Source organism: Micrococcus sp. Alg238-R198 (genome assembly GCF_900537135.1).
GTDB classification, from domain to species: domain Bacteria; phylum Actinomycetota; class Actinomycetes; order Actinomycetales; family Micrococcaceae; genus Micrococcus; species Micrococcus luteus.
In genome coordinates this window covers 1-19,656 of sequence record NZ_UNRH01000007.1, presented here as the reverse complement: position 1 = coordinate 19,656, position 19,656 = coordinate 1, and the positions used below count along the sequence as shown (strand labels likewise).

At 73.8% G+C, this 19,656-nt stretch carries 16 protein-coding genes and 1 tRNA gene; 9 read left to right on the top strand and 8 right to left on the bottom strand.

Annotated elements, in window-relative coordinates; genetic code table 11:
* Positions 1 to 6 precede the first annotated feature (6 nt).
* From G6R13_RS08030 to G6R13_RS08020, 3 genes are all read right to left on the bottom strand, one after another.
* Positions 7 to 732: a dienelactone hydrolase family protein gene (locus G6R13_RS08030; RefSeq protein ID WP_061867203.1), complete on the bottom strand. Its 726-nt coding sequence runs from the start codon at positions 730 to 732 to the stop codon at positions 7 to 9.
* Between the two features lie 72 nt (positions 733 to 804).
* Positions 805 to 1,356 (bottom strand): YceI family protein, encoded by a 552-nt coding sequence (locus tag G6R13_RS08025; RefSeq protein ID WP_044659846.1) that lies wholly within the window; start codon positions 1,354 to 1,356, stop codon positions 805 to 807.
* A 296-nt stretch (positions 1,357 to 1,652) separates the two neighbouring features.
* Positions 1,653 to 2,933, bottom strand: a complete 1,281-nt coding sequence (locus tag G6R13_RS08020) for a Glu/Leu/Phe/Val dehydrogenase (protein ID WP_044659845.1) — start codon at positions 2,931 to 2,933, stop codon at positions 1,653 to 1,655.
* A gap of 344 nt (positions 2,934 to 3,277) precedes the next feature.
* Here G6R13_RS08020 and G6R13_RS08015 point away from each other — a divergent pair, with 344 nt between their 5' ends.
* On the top strand, positions 3,278 to 4,243 hold the full coding sequence (locus G6R13_RS08015; protein ID WP_044659844.1) for a CoA ester lyase: 966 nt from the start codon (positions 3,278 to 3,280) through the stop codon (positions 4,241 to 4,243).
* Positions 4,244 to 4,353: 110 nt separating this feature from the next.
* Here G6R13_RS08015 and tctA read toward each other — a convergent pair whose 3' ends face one another.
* The 3 genes from tctA to G6R13_RS08000 are packed head-to-tail and all read right to left on the bottom strand — an operon-like array spanning position 4,354 to position 7,425.
* Positions 4,354 to 5,859, bottom strand: a complete 1,506-nt coding sequence (gene tctA / locus G6R13_RS08010) for a tripartite tricarboxylate transporter permease TctA (RefSeq protein WP_002858211.1) — start codon at positions 5,857 to 5,859, stop codon at positions 4,354 to 4,356.
* Position 5,860: 1 nt separating this feature from the next.
* Positions 5,861 to 6,421, bottom strand: coding sequence for a tripartite tricarboxylate transporter TctB family protein (locus G6R13_RS08005; RefSeq protein WP_010079710.1), 561 nt, complete (start codon positions 6,419 to 6,421; stop codon positions 5,861 to 5,863).
* Positions 6,418 to 7,425, bottom strand: coding sequence for a tripartite tricarboxylate transporter substrate-binding protein (locus G6R13_RS08000; RefSeq protein ID WP_136939876.1), 1,008 nt, complete (start codon positions 7,423 to 7,425; stop codon positions 6,418 to 6,420). Before G6R13_RS08000 ends, G6R13_RS08005 begins: the two co-directional genes overlap by 4 nt.
* Positions 7,426 to 7,601: 176 nt before the next feature.
* On the opposite strand from G6R13_RS08000, the gene G6R13_RS07995 reads away from it, so the two are divergent.
* Positions 7,602 to 7,952 (top strand): universal stress protein, encoded by a 351-nt coding sequence (locus G6R13_RS07995; RefSeq protein WP_098093919.1) that lies wholly within the window; start codon positions 7,602 to 7,604, stop codon positions 7,950 to 7,952.
* Between the two features lie 92 nt (positions 7,953 to 8,044).
* On the opposite strand, the gene G6R13_RS07990 is transcribed toward G6R13_RS07995, so the two are convergent.
* Positions 8,045 to 8,128: transfer RNA gene (locus G6R13_RS07990), tRNA-Leu, on the bottom strand.
* Positions 8,129 to 8,377: 249 nt separating this feature from the next.
* On the opposite strand from G6R13_RS07990, the gene G6R13_RS07985 reads away from it, so the two are divergent.
* The 7 genes from G6R13_RS07985 to pknB are packed head-to-tail and all read left to right on the top strand — an operon-like array spanning position 8,378 to position 18,806.
* Positions 8,378 to 9,295: a DUF3662 and FHA domain-containing protein gene (locus G6R13_RS07985; protein WP_061873127.1), complete on the top strand. Its 918-nt coding sequence runs from the start codon at positions 8,378 to 8,380 to the stop codon at positions 9,293 to 9,295.
* Positions 9,292 to 9,852: an FHA domain-containing protein gene (locus tag G6R13_RS07980; RefSeq protein ID WP_044659734.1), complete on the top strand. Its 561-nt coding sequence runs from the start codon at positions 9,292 to 9,294 to the stop codon at positions 9,850 to 9,852. Before G6R13_RS07985 ends, G6R13_RS07980 begins: the two co-directional genes overlap by 4 nt.
* A gap of 3 nt (positions 9,853 to 9,855) precedes the next feature.
* The gene (locus G6R13_RS07975) at positions 9,856 to 11,571 is read left to right on the top strand and encodes a PP2C family serine/threonine-protein phosphatase (protein ID WP_136939875.1); all 1,716 of its coding nucleotides are present in this window, start codon (positions 9,856 to 9,858) and stop codon (positions 11,569 to 11,571) included.
* Positions 11,568 to 12,992 carry an FtsW/RodA/SpoVE family cell cycle protein gene (locus G6R13_RS07970; protein ID WP_036314455.1) on the top strand — a complete coding sequence of 475 codons (1,425 nt, stop codon included), beginning with the start codon at positions 11,568 to 11,570 and terminating at the stop codon, positions 12,990 to 12,992. The genes G6R13_RS07975 and G6R13_RS07970 overlap by 4 nt, the downstream gene beginning before the upstream one ends.
* The gene (locus G6R13_RS07965; protein ID WP_036314452.1) at positions 12,989 to 14,434 is read left to right on the top strand and encodes a penicillin-binding transpeptidase domain-containing protein; all 1,446 of its coding nucleotides are present in this window, start codon (positions 12,989 to 12,991) and stop codon (positions 14,432 to 14,434) included. The genes G6R13_RS07970 and G6R13_RS07965 overlap by 4 nt, the downstream gene beginning before the upstream one ends.
* Complete coding sequence (locus tag G6R13_RS07960) at positions 14,431 to 16,497, top strand: protein kinase (protein WP_036314450.1); 2,067 nt, start codon at positions 14,431 to 14,433, stop codon at positions 16,495 to 16,497. The genes G6R13_RS07965 and G6R13_RS07960 overlap by 4 nt, the downstream gene beginning before the upstream one ends.
* Before the next feature lie 32 nt (positions 16,498 to 16,529).
* Positions 16,530 to 18,806 (top strand): Stk1 family PASTA domain-containing Ser/Thr kinase, encoded by a 2,277-nt coding sequence (gene pknB / locus G6R13_RS07955; protein WP_163721346.1) that lies wholly within the window; start codon positions 16,530 to 16,532, stop codon positions 18,804 to 18,806.
* 45 nt (positions 18,807 to 18,851) lie between these two features.
* Here the strand turns inward: pknB and G6R13_RS07950 are convergent, their stop codons facing one another.
* On the bottom strand, positions 18,852 to 19,505 hold the full coding sequence (locus G6R13_RS07950; protein WP_036314446.1) for an aminodeoxychorismate/anthranilate synthase component II: 654 nt from the start codon (positions 19,503 to 19,505) through the stop codon (positions 18,852 to 18,854).
* Between the last annotated feature and the right edge of the window lie 151 nt (positions 19,506 to 19,656).

Below are 19,656 nucleotides of genomic sequence, written 5' to 3'. Positions count from 1 at the left end.
AGCCGCTCAGCGGACCTTCTCCTTCAGGAAGGAGACGGCGCGGTCCCAGGCGAGGGCCGCGGCCTCGGGCCGGTAGTTGCCCTGGGGGTTCTCGTCGTTGTGGAAGGCGTGCGGGGCGTCGTAGTAGAAGTACTCGACGTCGGCCCCGGACTCCTCACGGATCTGCTGCTCCTGCTCCCGCGCGTCCTCGACGGGGAAGGAGTCGTCCTGCTCGGCGTAGTGGCCCTGGACGGCGGCGGTGACGCCGGAGAAGTCGCCGGGCACGCCCTGGCCCACGCCGTAGAAGGGCACGGCGGCGGAGACCTTGTCGCCCTGCTGGGCCGCGAGGGCGAGCACGAAGCCGCCGCCCATGCAGAAGCCGATCGCGCCCACGGTCTGCGAGGTCACCTCGTCCCGGGCGAGCAGCCAGTCGACGGCGCCGGCCAGCTGGCGGGCCCCCTCCTCGGCGGGCAGGTTCTGCATCATCTCGCCGGCCTCGTCGCCGTCGTGGGCGATCCAGCCTCCGTAGAGGTCGGGGGCGAGCGCGACGAAGCCGAGGTCGGCGAGGCGGTCGCACACATCCTTGATGTGGTCCACCAGGCCCCACCACTCCTGGATCACGATCACGCCGGGGCCCTTCCCGGAGGCGGGCAGCGCGAGGTAGCCGTGGCCCGTCCGGTCGCCGTCCTGGCCGGCGTCCTTGGTGGGCAGGTCGAACGTGACGTTCTGGTGCGGGGTCTTCGAAGCCATCATGGGCCCCACCCTATGAGGAGACCGGGCCCCTCATCGAGGGACCCGGTCTCGACGCGCGAGGTCGACTCAGGCTCAGGCCTGGGCGTCGGCCTCGGACAGCACGAAGGCGGCGCCGATCTCGAGCTTCACCTTGTCCGAGACCAGGACGCCGCCGGCCTCGGTGGCGGCGTTCCAGGTCAGACCGAAGTCCTTGCGGGAGATCTCGCCGGTGGCCTCGAAGCCCACGCGGGTCGCGCCGAAGGGATCCTTGTCCTGGCCGCCGAACTCGGCCTCAAGCTCCACGGTCCGGGTGACGCCGTGCAGCGTCAGCTCCCCGACCAGGGTGAACTCCTCGGGCTCGCCGCGGACCTCGGTGGAGCGGAAGGTCATGGTGGGGAACTGCTCCACGTCGAAGAAATCGGCGGAGCGCAGGTGGCCGTCGCGGCCCTCGTTCTTGGTGCTGATGGAGGCGACGTCGACGGTCACGTCCACGGAGGACTGGGCGAACTGCTCGGCGATGACGAGCTGGCCCTCCACGGCGTGGAAGGTGCCGCGCACCTTGGAGATGCCCGCGTGGCGGACGACGAAGTCGACGTCCGAGTGGGCGGCGTCGAGATTCCAGGTTCCGGTGGTGATGGCGTTCATGGGGTGCTCCTTCTGAAGCGGGTCTGTCTGGTGTGTCCGGGGTGGGCCGCCGCGGCGGCGATGGCTCCTGGGCCTCCGAACTTGTTTCAAATTCAAACATCATCCGGGCAGGCCGTCCACGCTTGATCGTCAAAATTCGAAATAGAGACGGAGGTCACGGTCCGGGGGCACATCAGGCCGCGTCCGCCCACGACGACGGCCCGGAACCTCCGGGGTTCCGGGCCGTCGGCCCGCGGTCGGGCAGCGGGGCCGCGCTCGGGCGGCCGGACGGGGTCAGGCGGCGGGGCCGCCCCCCGTCACGGGTAGAGGCCGCGGGTGCGGTGGGCCTCGGCCACGCGCTGGACAGCGGTCAGGGTGGCGGCCTCGCGCAGGCTCACGCGGCGGCTCTCGGAGGTGGCCAGCACCGCCTTCCATGCGGCGACCATGCGCCGCTTCAGGCGCTCGTCCACCTCCTCGCGGCTCCACCAGTAGGCCTGGTTCGCCTGGACCCACTCGAAGTAGGAGACGATCACGCCGCCGGCGTTGGCCAGGATGTCCGGGACGACCAGGACGCCCTTCTCCTCGAGGATGCGGTCGGCCTCGCCCGTGGTGGGGCCGTTGGCGCCCTCCACGACCAGCCGGGCGCGCACGCGCGGGGCGTTCTCCTCGGTCAGCACGGACTGCACGGCGGCCGGGACCACGAGGTCCACGTCCATCTCGAGCAGCTCGTCCGCGTCCATGGGCGCGGTGCCGGGGGTGTCCTTCACGGAGCCGGTGTCCCAGAGCTGCCTCTGCAGGGCGTCGTAGTGCAGGCCCTCGTCGTCGCGCACGGCGCCGTACTGGTCCGACACGGCCACGACCTTCACTCCGGCCGCCTCGAGCAGCTCGACCGTGCCGGCGCCGACCTTGCCGAAGCCCTGGACCGCGGCCGTCGCCCGCGACGGCTCGATGCCGAGGTGCTCGAGCGCGGCGAGCGCCACGTAGACCACGCCCGCCGAGGTGGCGGAGGCGCGGCCCAGCGAGCCGCCGAGCGAGACGGGCTTGCCGGTGACCACGCCGAGCGTGGTGTGGCCGACGTTCACCGAGTAGGTGTCCATCATCCAGGCCATGGTCTGCTCGTCCGTGCCCACGTCCGGGGCGGGGATGTCCACCTCGGGGCCGATGATCGGCTGGATCTCGGAGGTGTAGCGACGGGTGACGCGCTCGAGCTCGGCCTTCGAGTACTGGCGCGGGTCGATGGTCACCCCGCCCTTGGCGCCGCCGTAGGGCACGTCCAGCAGGGCGCACTTCCAGGTCATCCACATGGCCAGTGCGCGGACCTCGTCCAGGTCCACGTCCAGGCTGAAGCGCACGCCGCCCTTGGCCGGGCCGCGGGAGAAGTTGTGCTGCACGCGGTAGCCGCGGAGCACCTCGGTGGAGCCGTCGTCGCGGCGCAGGGGGATGGAGACGGCCATCTCGCGGCGGGGGGCGGCGAGCATCTGGTGCAGGCCCTCGTCGTAGCCGAGCGTCTTCACGGCGGCGGAGAGCTGGGCCAGGGCGTTGTCGAGCGGGGAGGACGGGGCCGTCACGGCCTCGTCCTCGGCGGGGATCCTCGTCATTGAGCGTCCTCGTGGTCCGGTGGGCAGGGATGTGTCGCGGCCCGACCGACGCGCGGAGGGCCGCGCCCCATTGCGCGGCCGACGTCGTCCGGACCCCGATGAACGCTACGCGCTCCCCCCGCACCCGTCACCCCTTCTGAGCCGAGATCCACGCCCACCCGGGTGACGTCGGACACGGTGGCGTGTACTGTGCTGTGGACGCGCCGCACACCCGCGGCGCCCTTCGGCGTCGAACCAACGCCGCTCGCTCAGGGCCCACCTGGTCCGTCCCCCGGCCGTCCGCCGCGCGAGGCACCCCGCCCGCGACCTCGGCCCGACGCCCCAGCCCCGTGAAGGAGCCCCTCATGACCGTGACCCTGCCCGCCGCGATCACCCCCTCCCCCGCGTTCCAGCCCGTGCCCGGCCAGCGCATCGATCCGGAGCTCGCCCGCTCCTGGCTGCTGGTCAACGCCGCCCAGCCCGAACGGTTCCAGCCCGCCGAGGACTCGGCCGCGGACATCGTCATCCTCGACATCGAGGACGCCGTGGCCCCCAAGGACAAGGACCAGGCCCGCGCGGACGCCGTCGCCTGGCTGACCTCCGGGCACACCGGCTGGGTGCGGCTCAACGGCTACGGCTCGCGGTGGTGGGAGCAGGACGTCGAGGCGCTCGCCGCGGCCCTGCCCGCGCACCTGGGCGGGCCGGTCGCCGAGGGCGGCCTGGCCGGCGTCGTGCTGGCGATGGTGGAGTCCACGGACCACGTGAACGAGACCGCCCGACGGCTGCCCGGCGTGCCCGTCGTGGCGCTCGTGGAGACGGCGCGCGGGCTGCAGCGGATCGACTCGATCGCCGCCGCGAAGGGCACGTTCCGGCTGGCCTTCGGGATCGGCGACTTCCGCCGCGACACCGGCCTGGGCGAGTCGCCGATGGCGCTGGCGTACACGCGGTCCCAGTTCACGATCGCGGCGCGGGCCACGGGGCTGCCGGGCGCGATCGACGGGCCGACCGTGGGCTCCACCGGCGTGAAGCTCGCCGAGGCGACGGCGGTGACCGCGGAGTTCGGCATGACCGGCAAGCTGTGCCTCGCGCCGGAGCAGTGCGCGGCCGTGAACGAGGGGCTCAGCCCGTCCCAGGAGGAGCTGGCGTGGGCCCACGAGTTCCTCGCGGACTTCGAGGCCGACGGCGGCGAGATCCGCAACGGCTCCGACCTGCCCCGCAAGGCGCGCGCGGAGAAGATCCTCGGGCTGGCCACCGCGTTCGGGGTGCACTCCACGCGGTACCCGGACCAGGACAACGCGATCACGGCGCCGTCGGACACGTACCACTACTGAGCGGGCCGCCGCCCACCAGAAACGCGGGTTGAGTTGTCACGGGTGCGGAGGCCGCACACCGGTGACAACTCAACCCGCGTTGTCTCGGGGGGCGCGGATCCCGCCTCCGCTCACACGTCCTGACGCGTCCGGCGCACGACGGCGGCCCGCACCGAGAACGCCAGCACGATCGCCAGGATCCCGTAGATCACCCACGTGATGGGGGTGGAGACGAGCACGGCCGGGTCGCCCACCGAGCTGAGCAGGGCGTCGCGCAGGCTGGTCTCCGCCAGCGGGCCGAGCACCATGCCGATCATCAGCGGCGCCAGCGGGTAGCCGTACCGCCTCATCAGGAAGCCCAGCACGCCGATCCCCAGCAGCATCAGCAGGTCGAACACCGCGCCCGTGGTGGCGTAGATGCCCAGCCCGCAGAACAGCGTGATCCCCGCGTAGAGGTAGTGCTTCGGGATGAGCAGGAGCTTGGCCCACAGCTGCGCGAACGGCAGGTTGATCGCCAGCAGCACGATCATCGCGATGAAGAAGCTCGCCAGCAGCGCCCACACGAGGTCCGGGCTGCGGTCGAACAGCAGGGGGCCGGGCTGCAGCCCGTACTGGCGGAACGCCGCCAGCATGATGGCCGCCGTCGCGGAGACGGGCAGGCCGAGCGTGAGCAGCGCGCCCATCGCCATGCCGGTGGTCGAGTTGCCCGCGGCCTCCGGGGCCGCCAGCCCGCGGATCGCGCCGCGGCCGAACTGCGGATGCGCCCGGCGCCGGTCCAGGCGCCGCTCGGCCGAGTACGCCAGGAACGTCGGCACCTCGGAGCCGCCCACCGGCACGATGCCGAACGGCAGGCCGATCGCCGTGCCGCGCAGCCACGCCGGGGCGGCCTCACGGAACTCGGCGCCCGACAGCCACGGCCGGCCGGTGCGACGGATGCGCAGGTCCTCGTGCTCGCGGCGCACCCGGGAGGCTACGTGGAACACCTCGCCGAGCGCGAGGATCGCCACCGTGACGGTCACGAGCGGAATGCCGTCGAACAGCTGCGGGGAGCCCATCGTGAAGCGCTCGGTGCCGGTCACCGCATCGATCCCAACGACGGCGATGCCCAGTCCCAGCACCAGGGAGGCCAGGCCGCGCAGCACCGAGTCGGCGACCACCGAGGAGGTGGCCACGAACGCGAAGAGCGCGAGCGCGAAGTACTCCGCGGGCCCGAAGCTCGTGGAGAACTCCGCCAGGACGGGGGCGAGGAACACGACGCACACCGAGGCCACCATGCCGCCGATGAAGGCGCCGAGCGCCGCCGTCGCCAGGGCCTGGGCCGCCCGGCCGTCCTGGGCCATGCGGTGCCCCTCGAACGTGGAGGCGATGGCCGAGGCCTGGCCGGGGGTGTTCATGAGGATGGCCATCGTGGAGTCGCCGAAGAGGCCGCCGAAGTACACGCCGGAGAACATGATGAACGCGGCGGTGGGCTCGAGGGCGAAGGTCATGGGCAGCAGCAGGGCCACGGCCATCGAGGAGCCGAGTCCGGGCATCACGCCGACCGCGGTGCCGAGCAGACAGCCCAGCACCACCCAGAGCAGGTTCATCGGGGTGAGGGCTCCGGCGAAGCCCTCCATGAGGAGTCCGAGGGTCTCCATGTCAGAAGCCACCTCCCAGGATGCCCGAGGGCAGGGTCAGGCCCAGGGCCACCGCGAAGCCGAGGTAGGCCAGCGAGGAGACGAACAGGGCGACGAGGATGTCGAACACGGGGTGCGGGGCGCCGAACGCGCGCGTGACGCACCAGAACAGCAGCGCCCCGGCGAGGATCCACCCCAGCCAGGGCAGCAGGACGGCGAACGCGAGGAAGCCGAGGAAGCACCAGGCCAGCGCGCCGAAGTCCGAGTGGAACAGGGTCAGCGGACCGGCCGCCTGCCCGACCTCGCCGTCCGCGTCGGCCTGACCCTCGGGGGACTGGCGCACGCGCACGACCTCCACCGCGAGCGCGGCGGCGATCACGAGGCCCGCGACCGCGAGGATCAGCGGGAAGAAGTCCGGGCCGGGGAAGTCGGCGCCCTCGGTGTCCATGGCCAGGGATCCCAGCAGCAGGTAGAGGCTGAACGCGGCCAGCACGGCCGGCATGACGAGCGCGGAGAGCCCGGCGGCGCGCCCCCAGCGGGAGGGGGCGTCGGCGGCGGGGGGGACGGTGGATGCGTGGCTCACTTGATCTCCTCCGTCAGCGTGCCGATGCGCTCCTTCTCGGCGGCGATGAACTCCTCGAGTTCGGCGCCGGAGAGGGGCACGGGGTTCCAGTAGTTGCGCTGCACCGCTTCCTTCCACTCGGGGGTGTCGACCGCCTCGGCGATGAGGGTCTCGAGCTCCGTGCGCTCCTCCGCGGAGACGCCCGGCGGCACGAACAGGGCGCGCCAGTTGGTGAGCGTGACGTCGTAGCCCTGGGAGCGCAGGGTCGGGATCTCCTCGACGCCGGCCAGCGGCTCGGCCGCCACCACGCCGAGGGCGCGCAGACGGCCGGCCTCGACCTGCGGGTAGATGTCGGCGAAGCCGCCGGCGGAGGCCTGGGCGGTGCCGTTGAGCAGGGCCTGGATGGCCTCGCCGCCGCCGTCGGACGGGATGTAGGTGGTGTCCGCGACCGGCACGTCGGCCGTTCGGGCGATGTCCGCCATGACGAGCTGGTCGAAGGAGCCGCCGCCGGTCCACGCCACGTGGGCGGGATCGGCGCGCCAGGCGGTCACCAGGTCGTCCATGCTCTGGTACGGCGAGTCCGCCGGGACCACCACGAGGCTGTACTCCTCGACGACGCGGCTGACCGCGGTGACCTGGGAGAGCTCGGGGCCGGTGCCACGGGCCGCGTGGGCGGCGATCTGGCCGGTGCCGCCCACCATGAGGTTGTTCGCGTCCTCGAGCGTGGTCAGCTGACCGAGGGCGATGTTGCCGCCGGCGCCGGGGATGTTGACCACCTGGACGTTGTTCACGAGCCCGTTGACGCGCATGGTCTGCTGCAGCTCGCGCTGGAACGAGTCCCAGCCGCCGCCGGCGGCCGCGGGGGCGATGAGGGTCAGGTTGGTGCGGATGTCGTTGCCTCCCGAAGCCGAGCGGATGGAGAAGGCGGAGGCCGCGAGCACGGTGAGCACCGCGATCACGCTGAAGACGATCCGGCCGACCCCCGTGCGTCGGCGCGGGGGGCCGTCGGGGGAGGTGGAGGGCATGGCGGTTCCTAACAGAGACACCCCGCCGCCAGGGAGTGGCGCCGGGGACAGGTGCGAGTGGTGGAGGTCACGGTAACAGCGCGGCGGGGCGGCGTGCACTCTGCGTCCGCAGAGTGACCGACGACAACCGGTCCGGGTGGTGACGGGGGCCGCGTCCATGACGCACAGTGGTCCCCATGACGATCATCAGCACCGGAACCAGCACCCCCGAGAGCGCCGCGGCCTGGCGGGCCGCCCTGGCCGAGGCGGCCCTGCGCGGGGAGGACGTGGTCTGGTTCTCCCTCGACGGGACCGAGCCGGACGAGGCGGAGGCACGCGAAGCCGGCGTCGACGTGTCCGTGGCACACGCCCAGGAGCGCGGCCGGGACGCCGTCGGCGACCTGCTCGAGCACGCCGAGCGTGTGGGCGCGAGCCGGATCGTGGTGGGCGTGAAGCACCGCTCCCCCGTGGGCAAGCTGCTGCTGGGATCGGCCGCGCAGCAGATCATCCTCGAGGCGCGCGTCCCGGTGGTGTGCGTCAAGCCGTGAGGGCCGGCGTCGGGCGGGCGGCCCCGCGCCCGGCCCACCCCGGGAACGCCGAAGGCCCCGGAACCACACGGTTCCGGGGCCTTCGTCCTCGGTGCGCGAGGGGGGACTTGAACCCCCACGTCCTTGCGAACACTGGCACCTGAAGCCAGCGCGTCTACCAATTCCGCCACTCGCGCGAGCGGCTTCCTGCTCTCGGCTCCGGGCATCCGGCGACCGTCACAGGCAGCGAGGAATACTCTAACCCCCGCCCGCCCGGGCGTGCAAATCGGCCCCGACGCCCACCCCCGCGTCCCCGCCACGCCGGCAGCTCGCCCCTCCGGCACCTCTCCCACCCGCGCTCCACCCCGCAGAATCCCGCTGTTCTCGGCGGTCTCCCAGCCCGGCCCGTAGTATCGGGACGGACAACTGTGGAAAGGGGCCCCGTCGTGGGACTTCTGGACAACCTCGAACGCGGCCTGGAGCGGGCCGTGCGCTCGGCCTTCTCGGCCGGCGGTCCGCGGGCGGTCAAGCCGGTGGAGATCGCCTCGGCCCTGCGACAGGCGATGGACGACGAGTCGTTCGCGCTGTCCGAGGGCCACACGGTCGCGCCCAACAGCTACGTGGTCCACTTCTCCCCCGCCGACTTCGAGCGCGCCCGCTCGTGGGGGTCCACCCTCGCCAGCGAGCTGTGCGACGAGGTCATCCGCCACGCCGACTCCCAGGGCTATGCGCTGCCCGGCACGGTCCGGGTCGCCTTCCACCCGGACGCGGACGTGCGCGCCGGGGACCTGCGCGTCGTCACCCGCCTGGACGACGGCTCGCTCACCGCCCCGGCCCCCCACGACGACGGCGCCTCGCCCGCCACCGCCCACGGCCCGGGAGCCTCGGCCGCGGCGCCGGACCGACTGGTCGAGGACCTGCCGGCGGCCGCGCCCCGCAAGCCCTCCCCCGCCCCGCGCGTCGGGCCCCGTCCGGCGCCCCGCCGGGCCGCCGCCTCGACCGCGCCCGCCGCCCCCGCCCACGCCGACCAGCCGACCGTCGTGATGGGCCGCCCCGTGACCGGGCCCGCCGGCCCGGCCCTCGAGCTGGACGGCCGCATGCTCCCCCTGGACGGGGACGACCTCATCCTCGGCCGCTCGGCCGAGCGTGCCGACCTCGTGATCCCGGACTCCTCGGTGTCCCGCGAACACCTGCGCCTGCTCACCGTCGGCTCCACGGTCACGCTCCTGGACCTGGGCAGTCGCAACGGCGTGCTCGTCAACGGCCGCCGCGTGGACGGCTCCGTCACCCTGCGCGACGGGGACGTGGTGACCGTCGGCCAGACCGAGCTGCTGTTCTTCGGCGGGACGGGGGGCCGCGCATGAGCGAGCTCGCCGTCGCCGTGCTCCGCATGGGCCTGCTGCTGGCCCTGTGGGTGCTGATCATCTCCATCGTCATGGCGCAGGGCCGCGACCTCGTGGTCGGCCGACGCAACAAGACACGCCTCCAGCAGGCCCAGCGCGACGCCGGCCTGGTCACCGCGGTGCCCGCGGCCGGGGCCGCCGGGGCGGGCTCGTCCGCGGTCGACCGCCCCGCGCCCGCGTCGACGCCGGCCCCCGCCGCGTCCGCGCCGACGACGCCGGCCCCGCGGCTGTCCCGGACCCTGCGGGTGGTCGAGGGCCCGAAGGCCGGGCAGACCATCGCCCTGGAGGGCCGTCCCCTGCTGATGGGCCGCGCCCAGGACGCCGACCTGGTGCTCGTGGACGACTACGCCTCCGGCCGCCACGCCCGGCTGTTCCCGCAGGGCACCCGCTGGTTCCTCGAGGACCTCGGCTCCACGAACGGCACCTACGTGAACGGCGCCCCCGTCACCCGCGCGCTGCCCGTGGGCCCCGGCACGGCCATCCGCATCGGCAAGACCGTCATGGAGCTCGAGGCCTGACCCATGACCCTCGTCCTCCGCTACGCCGCCCGCTCCGACGTCGGCCGCGTCCGTGCCAAGAACGACGACTCCGCCTACGTGGGCCGTCATCTGGCCGTGCTCGCGGACGGCATGGGCGGGCACGTGGGCGGCGACGTGGCAAGCGCGTCCACGGTGCTGGACCTGGCCCCGCTGGATGCGGTGGGCTACGAGGACCCGGCCACGGTGCTGCCGGACGAGATCCAGAACGCCAACCTGATCCTCAACGAGCTGGTGCACGCCAACCCCAAGCTCGCCGGCATGGGCACCACGTGCACCGCCGGCCTGCTCGCGGGGACCACGCTGCACATCGCGCACATCGGCGACTCCCGTGCCTACCGGCTCGCGGACGGCGAGTTCTCCCAGGTCACCACGGACCACACGTTCGTGCAGAAGCTCGTCGACGAGGGGCGCCTCGAGGCCGGGGAGGCCCCGTTCCACCCGAACAAGAACGTGCTCATGCGCGTGCTCGGCGACGTGGACGCCTCCCCCGAGCTGGACGTGTTCGAGGTGCCCGTCGCCCCCGGAGAACGGTGGCTGTTCTGCTCGGACGGCCTCACGGACGTGGTCCCCCCCGAGAAGATCCACGAGGTGCTGCGGGACTCGGAGGCTCTCAACCAGGCCGTCGACACCCTCGTGGACCTCACCCTCAAGGGCGGCGCCCCGGACAACGTCACCGTGGTGGCGTTCGAGATCGCGGAGGGCACGGCGGAGGAGCTGGCCCCCGTCCCGGACGTCCACCTGTCCGAGCAGGCCCTCGCCGCCGCCCACCCGCCCGAGGTCGGCCCGGTCTCCGGCCTGCTGCTGCGCGAGGACCTGGACGCACGGCCTCACCTGCTCGTCGGCGCGGCCTCCAACGCCGTGAAGACCGATCGCATCCCCGTGGTCACCCGCAGCTCCACGCGCCGCCGTGCCGCCGCCCTGCTCGGCGAGACGCCCGTGCCGGAGAACCGTCCCCGGCGCACCGCGGCCGTCCTCACGGACGGGCCGGATCCCGCCGCCGCCCCGCGCCCGGACGCCTCCGTCCCGCCCGCCGCGCCGAGCGGCACCGCTGCCGCCGCCGGCTCCTCCTCCGCCGCCACACCGGCCGCCACCGCTGCCGACCACCCGTCCGACGAGGCCGCCGAGCCGATGACCACGGCCCCCACCCCGGCCCCGGCGACCGCCGGGCCCGCCGGCGGCCCCGAGGACGGGGCCGCGCGTCGGCGGCGTGGAAAGGACGACCGCCCGGTGCAGTACCGCCGCGGCTGGTTCATCCCCGTGTTCACCACGCTGCTCGCCCTCACCCTCGCGGCCGTGGCCGTGTGGGGCTACCTGTGGACCCAGACGCAGTACTACGTGGGGGCCAACGACGGCCGGATCGCCGTGTTCAAGGGCGTCTCCCAGCGGCTGGGCCCGCTCGAGCTGTCCCACGTGGACCGCCAGACCGACCTCCCGGTGGACGCGCTGCCCGCGTACGCACGCGACCGCGTGAACGCCGGCATGCCCGCCCGGGACGTGGACCACGCGGAGCAGATCGTCGCCGAGCTGCGCGACTCGCTGCACCCGAACGCCCCCGCCCCCGCCGGTGAGCCCTCCGAGCGGGCCCGGCCGAGCACGACGCCGTCGTCGTCCTCCGCCCGCCCCTCGGACGCGTCCGGCTCCACCGCGCCGACGAGCCCGGCGTCGTCCCCGAGCGCGACGGGAGGTGAGGCCCCGTGACCGAGGTGATCTCCCCCGCACGCCCGCGCCGGAACATCGAACTGGTCCTGCTGCTGGCCGCCCTGGCCATCGCCCTGGGGGCGGACCTGCTGGGCATGATCGGCACGGACGCCCCGCTGGACTCCACCGCCTGGGTGCCGCTGGGCGTCTTCGGCGCCGCCACCCTCGTGCTGCACGTGGTCCTGCGGCTGCGGGCCCCCTACGCGGACCCGTTCATGCTGCCGATCACCGCCCTGCTCAACGGGCTGGGCCTGGCCATGATCCACCGGCTGAGCCAGGACGCCGCGATGGCCAACCCCACCTCGCAGCTCGTGTGGTCCGTCCTGGCCGTCCTGGTGGCCTCCGCCCTGGTGTTCCTGGTGCGCGACCACCGGGTGCTGCGGCGCTGGCCCTACCTGTTCCTCGCCGCGTCCGGCGTGCTGCTGCTCCTGCCGCTCGTGCCCGGGCTGGGCCTGAGCATGTACGGGGCGCGGATCTGGATCGACGTCGGATTCGGCACCTTCCAGCCCGGCGAGATCGCCAAGATCACGCTGGCCATCTTCTTCGCCGGCTACCTCTCCGCGAACCGCGACCTGATCCTGCTGGCCGGCCGCCGTGTGGGCCCGGTGACCTTCCCCCGAGCCCGGGACCTCGGCCCGTTGCTGGCCGGCTGGCTCCTGGCGCTCGGCGTGCTCGTGTTCCAGCGCGACCTGGGCTCGGCCCTGCTGTTCTTCGGCATGTTCATGGCGATGCTCTACATCGCCACGTCCCGCGCCTCCTGGATCCTCCTCGGCCTGGGCCTGATCGCCTTCGGCGCGGCGCTGGCGTTCCTGTTCATGCCGCACGTGACCGCCAGGTTCGAGATCTGGCTGAGGGCCTTCGACCCCGAGATCTACCATCGCGACTTCGGCGGCTCCTACCAGGTGGTCCAGGGCCTGTTCGCGATGGCCTCGGGCGGGCTGATGGGCACCGGCCTGGGCGCGGGCAACCCCACCCAGGTGCCGCTGTCCTTCTCGGACATGATCCTCACGGCCATCGGCGAGGAGCTCGGCTTCGTGGGCCTGGCCGCCGTGCTCGTCCTGTACCTCCTGCTCGTCACCCGCATGATGCGCGCCGCCCTCGGCGTGCGCGACGCGTTCGGCAAGGTGCTCGCCTCCGGCCTGGCCTTCACCATGGCGTGGCAGGTGTTCGTGGTGATGGGCGGCGTGACCCTCGTGCTGCCGCTCACCGGCCTCACGACGCCGTTCCTCGCCGCCGGCGGCTCCTCGCTGCTGGCCAACTGGATCATCGTGGGGCTCGTGCTGCGCATCTCGAACGCCGCCCGCCGGCCCGTGGTCGTGGACGGGATGGTCAACGCGTCCGGGCCCGGCGCCGGCCACCTCGACCCCGGCACGGCGCTCCCGGCGGCCGCCGTGCCCCCGGGAGGAGGTGAGGAGCGGTGAACGAGGCGATCCGACGCACGTGGACCGTCATGGCGGCCATGCTCCTCGTGCTCGCGCTGGCTGCGTCCGTCATCCAGGTGCTGGCCGCTGACCAGCTCAAGACGCACGCCCTGAACTCTCGGCAGATGTTCCTGGAGTTCGGCGCCCCGCGCGGGCCGATCCTCGTGGACGGCGAGCCGATCGCCGAGTCCGTCCCCTCCGGCGACGCGTACCACTACCAGCGCGTCTACCACGAGACCGAGCTGTACGCCCCGCTCACGGGCTTCTATTCGCTCACCTACGGCACCGACGGGCTGGAGGCGGCCATGAACGAGCAGCTCTCCGGCACCCCCACGTCCCAGTTCGTGGACCGCGCCATGGAGATCATCACGGGTGCCACGCCCGAGGGCGACCAGGTGGAGCTGACGATCGACCCCGAGCTGCAGCGTCTGGCGTACGACGCGCTCCCGGACGGCGTGCGCGCCTCCGCCGTGGTCACGGACCCGACGACGGGCGAGATCCTGGCCATGGCGTCGAAGCCGGGCTTCGACTCCAACGCGCTCTCCTCACACAGCCCGGCCGAGGCGCAGTCGGCCATGGCCGCGATCGACCAGATCCCCGGCGCCAGCGCATACCGCAACCGCGCCGCGGAGCAGCTCGTGTCCCCCGGCTCCACGTTCAAGCTGATCGACGCGGTGGCCATGCTCGAGTCCGGTGACTACACCCCGGGCGGGACGGTGGACATCCCCGCCGCGTGGACGCTGCCCGGCACGACCACGGAGCTGCCCAACTACGACGGCTCACCGTGCAACACCGTGGGGCGTCAGACCCTCACGTGGGCGCTGGCGCAGTCCTGCAACACGCCGTTCGCCATGGCCGCCGTCGAGCTGGGCCAAGACCGGATCCGGGAGGTCGCCGAGCGGTTCGGCTTCAACGACTCCTTCGACTACCCGTTGCCCGTGACCGGCTCCGTGTTCCCCTCCGACCTGGACGACGCCACGCTGGCGCAGTCCTCGATCGGCCAGCGGGACGTGCAGGCCACCGCGCTGCAGATGGCCATGGTGGCCGCCGGCATCGCGAACGACGGCGTGGTCATGGAGCCGCAGCTGATCAAGGCGGTCCGCCGTTCGGACCTCACCACGGTGCAGGAGTTCAGCCCCCGTGAGCGCGGCCGGGCCACGACCCCCGAGGTGGCCGGGCAGGTCTCGGACATGATGGTCTCGGCGGTGGAGGACGGCATCCTGGGATCCGTGCAGTCGGACACGGTGCGGATCGCGGCGAAGTCGGGCACGGCCGAGGTCGGGGACACGGGCAACGTGCACTCCTGGATCACCGGCTTCGACGCGAGCGAGAACCCCCGGGCGGCCGTGACGATCGTGGTGGAGGACGAGCCGCCGGGGGTTGGACATCAGACAGTCGTCAGTGGCATGAAGGCAATCATGGAAGCGGTGGTCACGGAATGAGGCCGACATCGGGCATCACCCTCGGCGGCAGGTACCAGTTGACCGATCGCATCGCGATCGGCGGCATGGGCGAGGTGTGGAAGGCGCGGGACAAGGTCCTGGGCCGGATCACCGCCGTGAAGATCCTCAAGGAGGAGTACACGGGTGACCCCAACTTCCTGCGCCGCTTCCGGGCGGAGGCCCAGCACACCGCGCTGCTGAACCACCCCGGCGTCGCCAACGTCTACGACTACGGCGAGGAGAAGGGCTCCGCCTACCTCGTCATGGAGCTCGTGCCGGGCCAGCCGCTGTCCTCCATCCTCGAGAAGGAGAAGGTGCTCTCCCCCGAGCGGACCCTGCGGATCATCGCGCAGACGGCGGCCGCGCTCTCGGCGGCCCACGCCCAGGGGCTCGTGCACCGCGACGTCAAGCCCGGCAACCTCATGATCACGCCCACCGGCCGGGTGAAGGTGACGGACTTCGGCATCGCGCGCCTGGCGGACCAGGTCCCCCTCACGGCCACCGGCCAGGTGATGGGCACCGCCCAGTACCTCGCGCCCGAGCAGGCCACGGGGCAGCAGGCCACCGGCTCCTCCGATCTCTACTCGCTGGGCATCATCGGCTACGAGGCCCTCGCCGGGCATCGCCCGTTCACGGGCGAGTCCCAGATCGCGATCGCCCTCGCCCAGGTCAACGACACGCCGCCGCCCCTGCCGGACACCGTCCCGGCCCCGGTGCGCGCCCTGATCATGTGCATGCTCTCGAAGGACCCCCGGGAGCGGCCCTCGGACGCGGCCGCGCTCTCGGACGCCGCCGACGCGCTGCGGCGCAAGGACACCCGCGGCGCCGTGGAGGCCGTGCCCGCCCTGGCCGTCTTCCTCGAGGAGCAGGGCGTGACCGACCCCTCGGGCGCCGAGACCGCTCCCCTGGACTACGACGGCATGCGCACCACCCATCCGCGCGCCGAGGGCACCCGGGCGGACGGCTCCCCCGCCACCGCGGCGCTGCCGGTGACCACGGCCCAGCCCCGCACCGACGACGCCGCCCGCGGCACCGGCGCCGCCGGTGCGGCGGCCGTGGGCGCGGCCGGTGCGTTCGGCGCCGCCGCGAGCGCTCGCACGCGCGACCACGAGATCGCCGCCGTGCGCGACCAGCAGACCCGCCCGGGCGACGTCGTGGACCCGGGCCCGCCCGCCGGGGGAGGATCCGCGCCCGCCCGCCGGCGACGCGCCAACCGCTGGCCGCTGTGGGCGCTGCTCGGGCTCGTGGTGTTCGCCCTGCTGGGGGCGCTGCTGTGGCCGCTGCTCACGGGTGACCGCGGCGTCGGCGGCTCAGCGCCGGCGACCTCGCAGGAGGAGTCGTCCGTGCACGTGGACCCGGAGGCGTACAAGGGTCGCCCCGTGAGCGAGGTGCGCACCGAGCTCGAGGGCCTCGGCCTGGCGGTGCGCGAGGAGGACCGCGACGCGCAGAGCCCGCAGGGCACCGTCGAGGAGATCAACCCGGTGGGGGCGCTGCGGCGCGGTGAGACCGTCACGCTGGCCGTCTCCACCGGGGAGGGCGTCATCCCGGAGGGCCTCGTGGGCCAACCCGTGGAGAGCGCGATCCAGACGCTGCGCGACCGCGGCTTCACCGTGGACCGGGTGGACGACCCGTCCGCCGACGGCGCCGACGGCGAGGTGGTGCGCGTGGTGCCCGGCGAGGGCGAGCGTCACCGCTACGACACGCACGTGCAGCTGATCGTGGCCACCGGCGGGTCCGACGCCGCGCCGACCCGCGAGGCGTCCCAGCCCGCCTCGGAGCCGGAGCCCAGCGCGTCGGAGGAGCCGAGCACCGAGCCGAGCAGCGAGCCGAGCCCGTCGGCCTCGGACGAGCCCCGCCCGTCCCCCACCGCCGAATCCCCGACGGCCACCGCCGACCCGGAGCCCATGCCGGAGCCGTCCGAGGAGCCGACGACGCCCACGGGGGATCCGACGACGGAGTCCTCCGGGGAGTCCACGGCACCGACGGGCGAGCCCACCACCGACCCGTCCGCTGACGCGCGTGGTGCGGAGGCCTCGTCCGCCGACGCCACGCCCTCCGCTTGAGCGGCGGGCGGGACGGGCACGCGGACGTGTCTGTGGATGAGCAGAGGATCCTGAACGGGCGGTACCGGATCGGTGAGCTGATCGGGCGCGGCGGCATGGCGGACGTCTTCCGCGGCGAGGACCTGCGGCTACACCGCCCGGTGGCGGTCAAGCTGATGCGCCGGGACCTGGCGCGCGATCCGCACTTCCAGGCACGCTTCCGCAAGGAGGCACGCTCGGCGGCCTCCCTGAACCACCCCTCGATCGTCTCCGTGTACGACACGGGCGAGGTCTCTCTCGAGGACGGCCTCCATCCGGTGGACTGCCCGTTCCTGGTGATGGAGCTCGTCTCCGGCCGGACGCTGCGGGAGATCCTGCACGCCGAGGGCGCCGTGGGCACGGACCGTGCCGTGGCCTGGACCCGGGGCGTGCTGGAAGCGCTCGAGCACGCGCATGAGGAGGGCATCGTCCACCGCGACGTGAAGCCCGCGAACGTCATGGTCACGGAGACGGGCGCCGTCAAGGTGATGGACTTCGGGATCGCCCATGCGCTGGCCGACACCTCCGCCACCACGTCGCAGACCCAGGCCGTGGTGGGCACGGCCCTCTACCTGGCCCCGGAGCAGGCGACGGGCCGCATCGTGGACGGCCGCGCCGACCTCTACGCGGCCGGCTGCCTGCTGTTCGAGCTGCTCACGGGCCGACCCCCCTTCACGGGTGACACGCCGCTGGCCGTGGCCTATCAACACGTGCGCGAGGAGCCGCCGGCGCCCTCCGACGTCGACCCCGACCTGCCGCCCGCGTTCGACCCCGTGGTGCTGCGCGCCCTGCGCAAGGATCCGGAGGACCGGTTCCCCACGGGCGCCGCGTTCCTCGCGGCCCTCGAGGAGGCCGCCGCGGATCCGCACGCCGGCCCCGGCCGTCACACCCCGCCGCTCGATGCCGTCACTCCCGCCCTCGTCGGCGCGGTGCTGGGCTCTGCGGCCGCGGAGCACGGGGCCGACGACGCCGACGTGCCGACGGCCGCGGTCCCGCTGACCCGGCCGACGCCCTCCATCCCGGCCGAGCCGGACGCCGCACACCCCCAGGCGGCGAACCATGCCGTCGCGGGTGCGGGACTGCCCGGCGCCGCCTCCGCCGCGCAGCTGGCCGCCGCCGCCGCCATGGACGGCCCCCGCCCGGTGACGGCCGGCCAGCCGGTGACGCCCGGTGCGGTCGCGACGCCCCGGCCCGAACCGCCCGGGGACACGCCGGCGTCGGCGACGGCCACACCCCGTCGCGTGCGCCGGCGCCTCCGCCGGCGCACGCTCCTGGCGGCCGGCGCGGTCCTGGTGGCGCTGGTCCTGGTCCTGGCGCCGTGGCTCGCGGCGGCCCTGCGCACCACCGTGGAGGTGCCCACGGTGGTGGGGCTGCAGCAGGATGAGGCGGTCGCGGCGCTCGAGGACGCAGGCCTGGTGGCCGTCGTCTCGTCCGCGTACATGGCCGACGCCCCGGACGGGACCGTCACCCAGAGCGACCCGCCGACGGGCACGGAGGTGCCCCGCGGGGCCGAGGTGCGGATCCGGGTGTCCCGCGGCGAGGAGGGCATCGCGCTGCCCGACTCCCTGCACGGGCTGTCCGAGGACGCGGCCCGCCGCGAGCTGGAACGGTTGGGCCTGCGCGTCTCCTCCGTGCAGTACCAGGACGACGGCCGACTCGAGCGCGGGCTGCTCGCCCGCACCGACCCCGCGATGGGCACCCACGTGCCGCCCGGCTCCTCCGTGGTGCTGCACCTGTCCAGCGGCATGGTCGCCGTGCCGGACGTGGTGGGGATGAGCGCTCCGGACGCGCGGCGTCAGCTGGCGCTGAGCGCCCCCGAGCTGCGCGTGCGGATCCAGGACGAGGACGGCGCGACCACCGACACCGGCACGGTCGTGGCCCAGGATCCGCCCGCCGGCGTCCGCGTGGACAACCGTTCCTCCCTGACCCTGACCGCTTCCTCGTGGATCGCGCCCACGGCCGAGCCCTCCGAGCCGGCCCCGCCATCCAGCGAGGCGCCCGAGCCCACGCCGTCGGCGTCCGCGCCACCGAGCCCCCCGCCGACGGAGAGCCCCGAGCCCTCCGAGAGCGCGGAGCCGTCACCCTCGCCGTCCGCCTCGGCCACGCCCAGCCCCGAGCCGACGACGACCGAGACGCCGTGGCCGACGCAGAGCCCGTCACCGACGTCGGCGGCCCCGTCGGAGCCGACCGGGCAGCCGCCGAGCACGTCGCCCACCGCGACGCCGGTGGACCCGCTGCCGACGCTGACGCCGGACCCCGAGCCCTCGATCGACCCGCCGCCGTCCACCTGAGCGGCCGGGGCGCCGTCCGACCCGCGAACCGGGCCCCGGGACCGGTCAGTCCTGGCGGACGAGGGGCGAGAGCCGGCCACCGCGCTCGGCGGCCCCGGAGAGCCCCACGGACTCGAGCCAGTTGCCGAGCATCCGGTAGCCGCCCTCGGTGAGCACGGACTCGGGGTGGAACTGCACGCCCCACAGGGGCGCGGTGCGGTGGGCCAGTCCCATCACGACGCCGTCCTCGGTCTCGGCGGTGATCTCCAGGACCGCCTCGTCCACGGTGGCCCGCACGGCGGCCAGCGAGTGATAGCGGGTGGCGGTGAACGGCGAGGGGACGCCCTCGAACATGGGGTGCTCGCCGTGGCGGACCAGGGACGTCTTGCCGTGCATGAGGGACTCCGCGTGCGTCACGGTGGCGCCGAACGCCTCCGCGATGGCCTGGTGCCCCAGGCACACCCCGAAGAGCGGGCGGCCGCCGTCGGCGGCGGAGCGGATGAGGTCGAGGGAGACACCGGCGTCGGCGGGCGCGCCCGGCCCGGGCGAGATGAGCACCGCCGTGTGCTCGGCCGCGAGCTCGAGGGCGCGGGCGGGGGTGACCTCGTCGTTGCGGATCACGGTGGTGCGGGCCCCGAGCTGCTCGAGGTAGCCCACCAGGGTGTAGACGAAGCTGTCGTAGTTGTCGACGACGAGGACGGAGACCTCGGGGCTCTGCACGGGGGCACTCTTTCCTCCCCGCCGCGTGGGAGCGGGGTGCATAGACTGGCCGGGCACGTCGCTGACCCCGGTCCTGGGCAGGTCAGCAGGATACCGTCCCCGCCCCGGTCCCCGCCGGTGGGGGCGCCCACCACCCCCCCCCCCCCMCCCS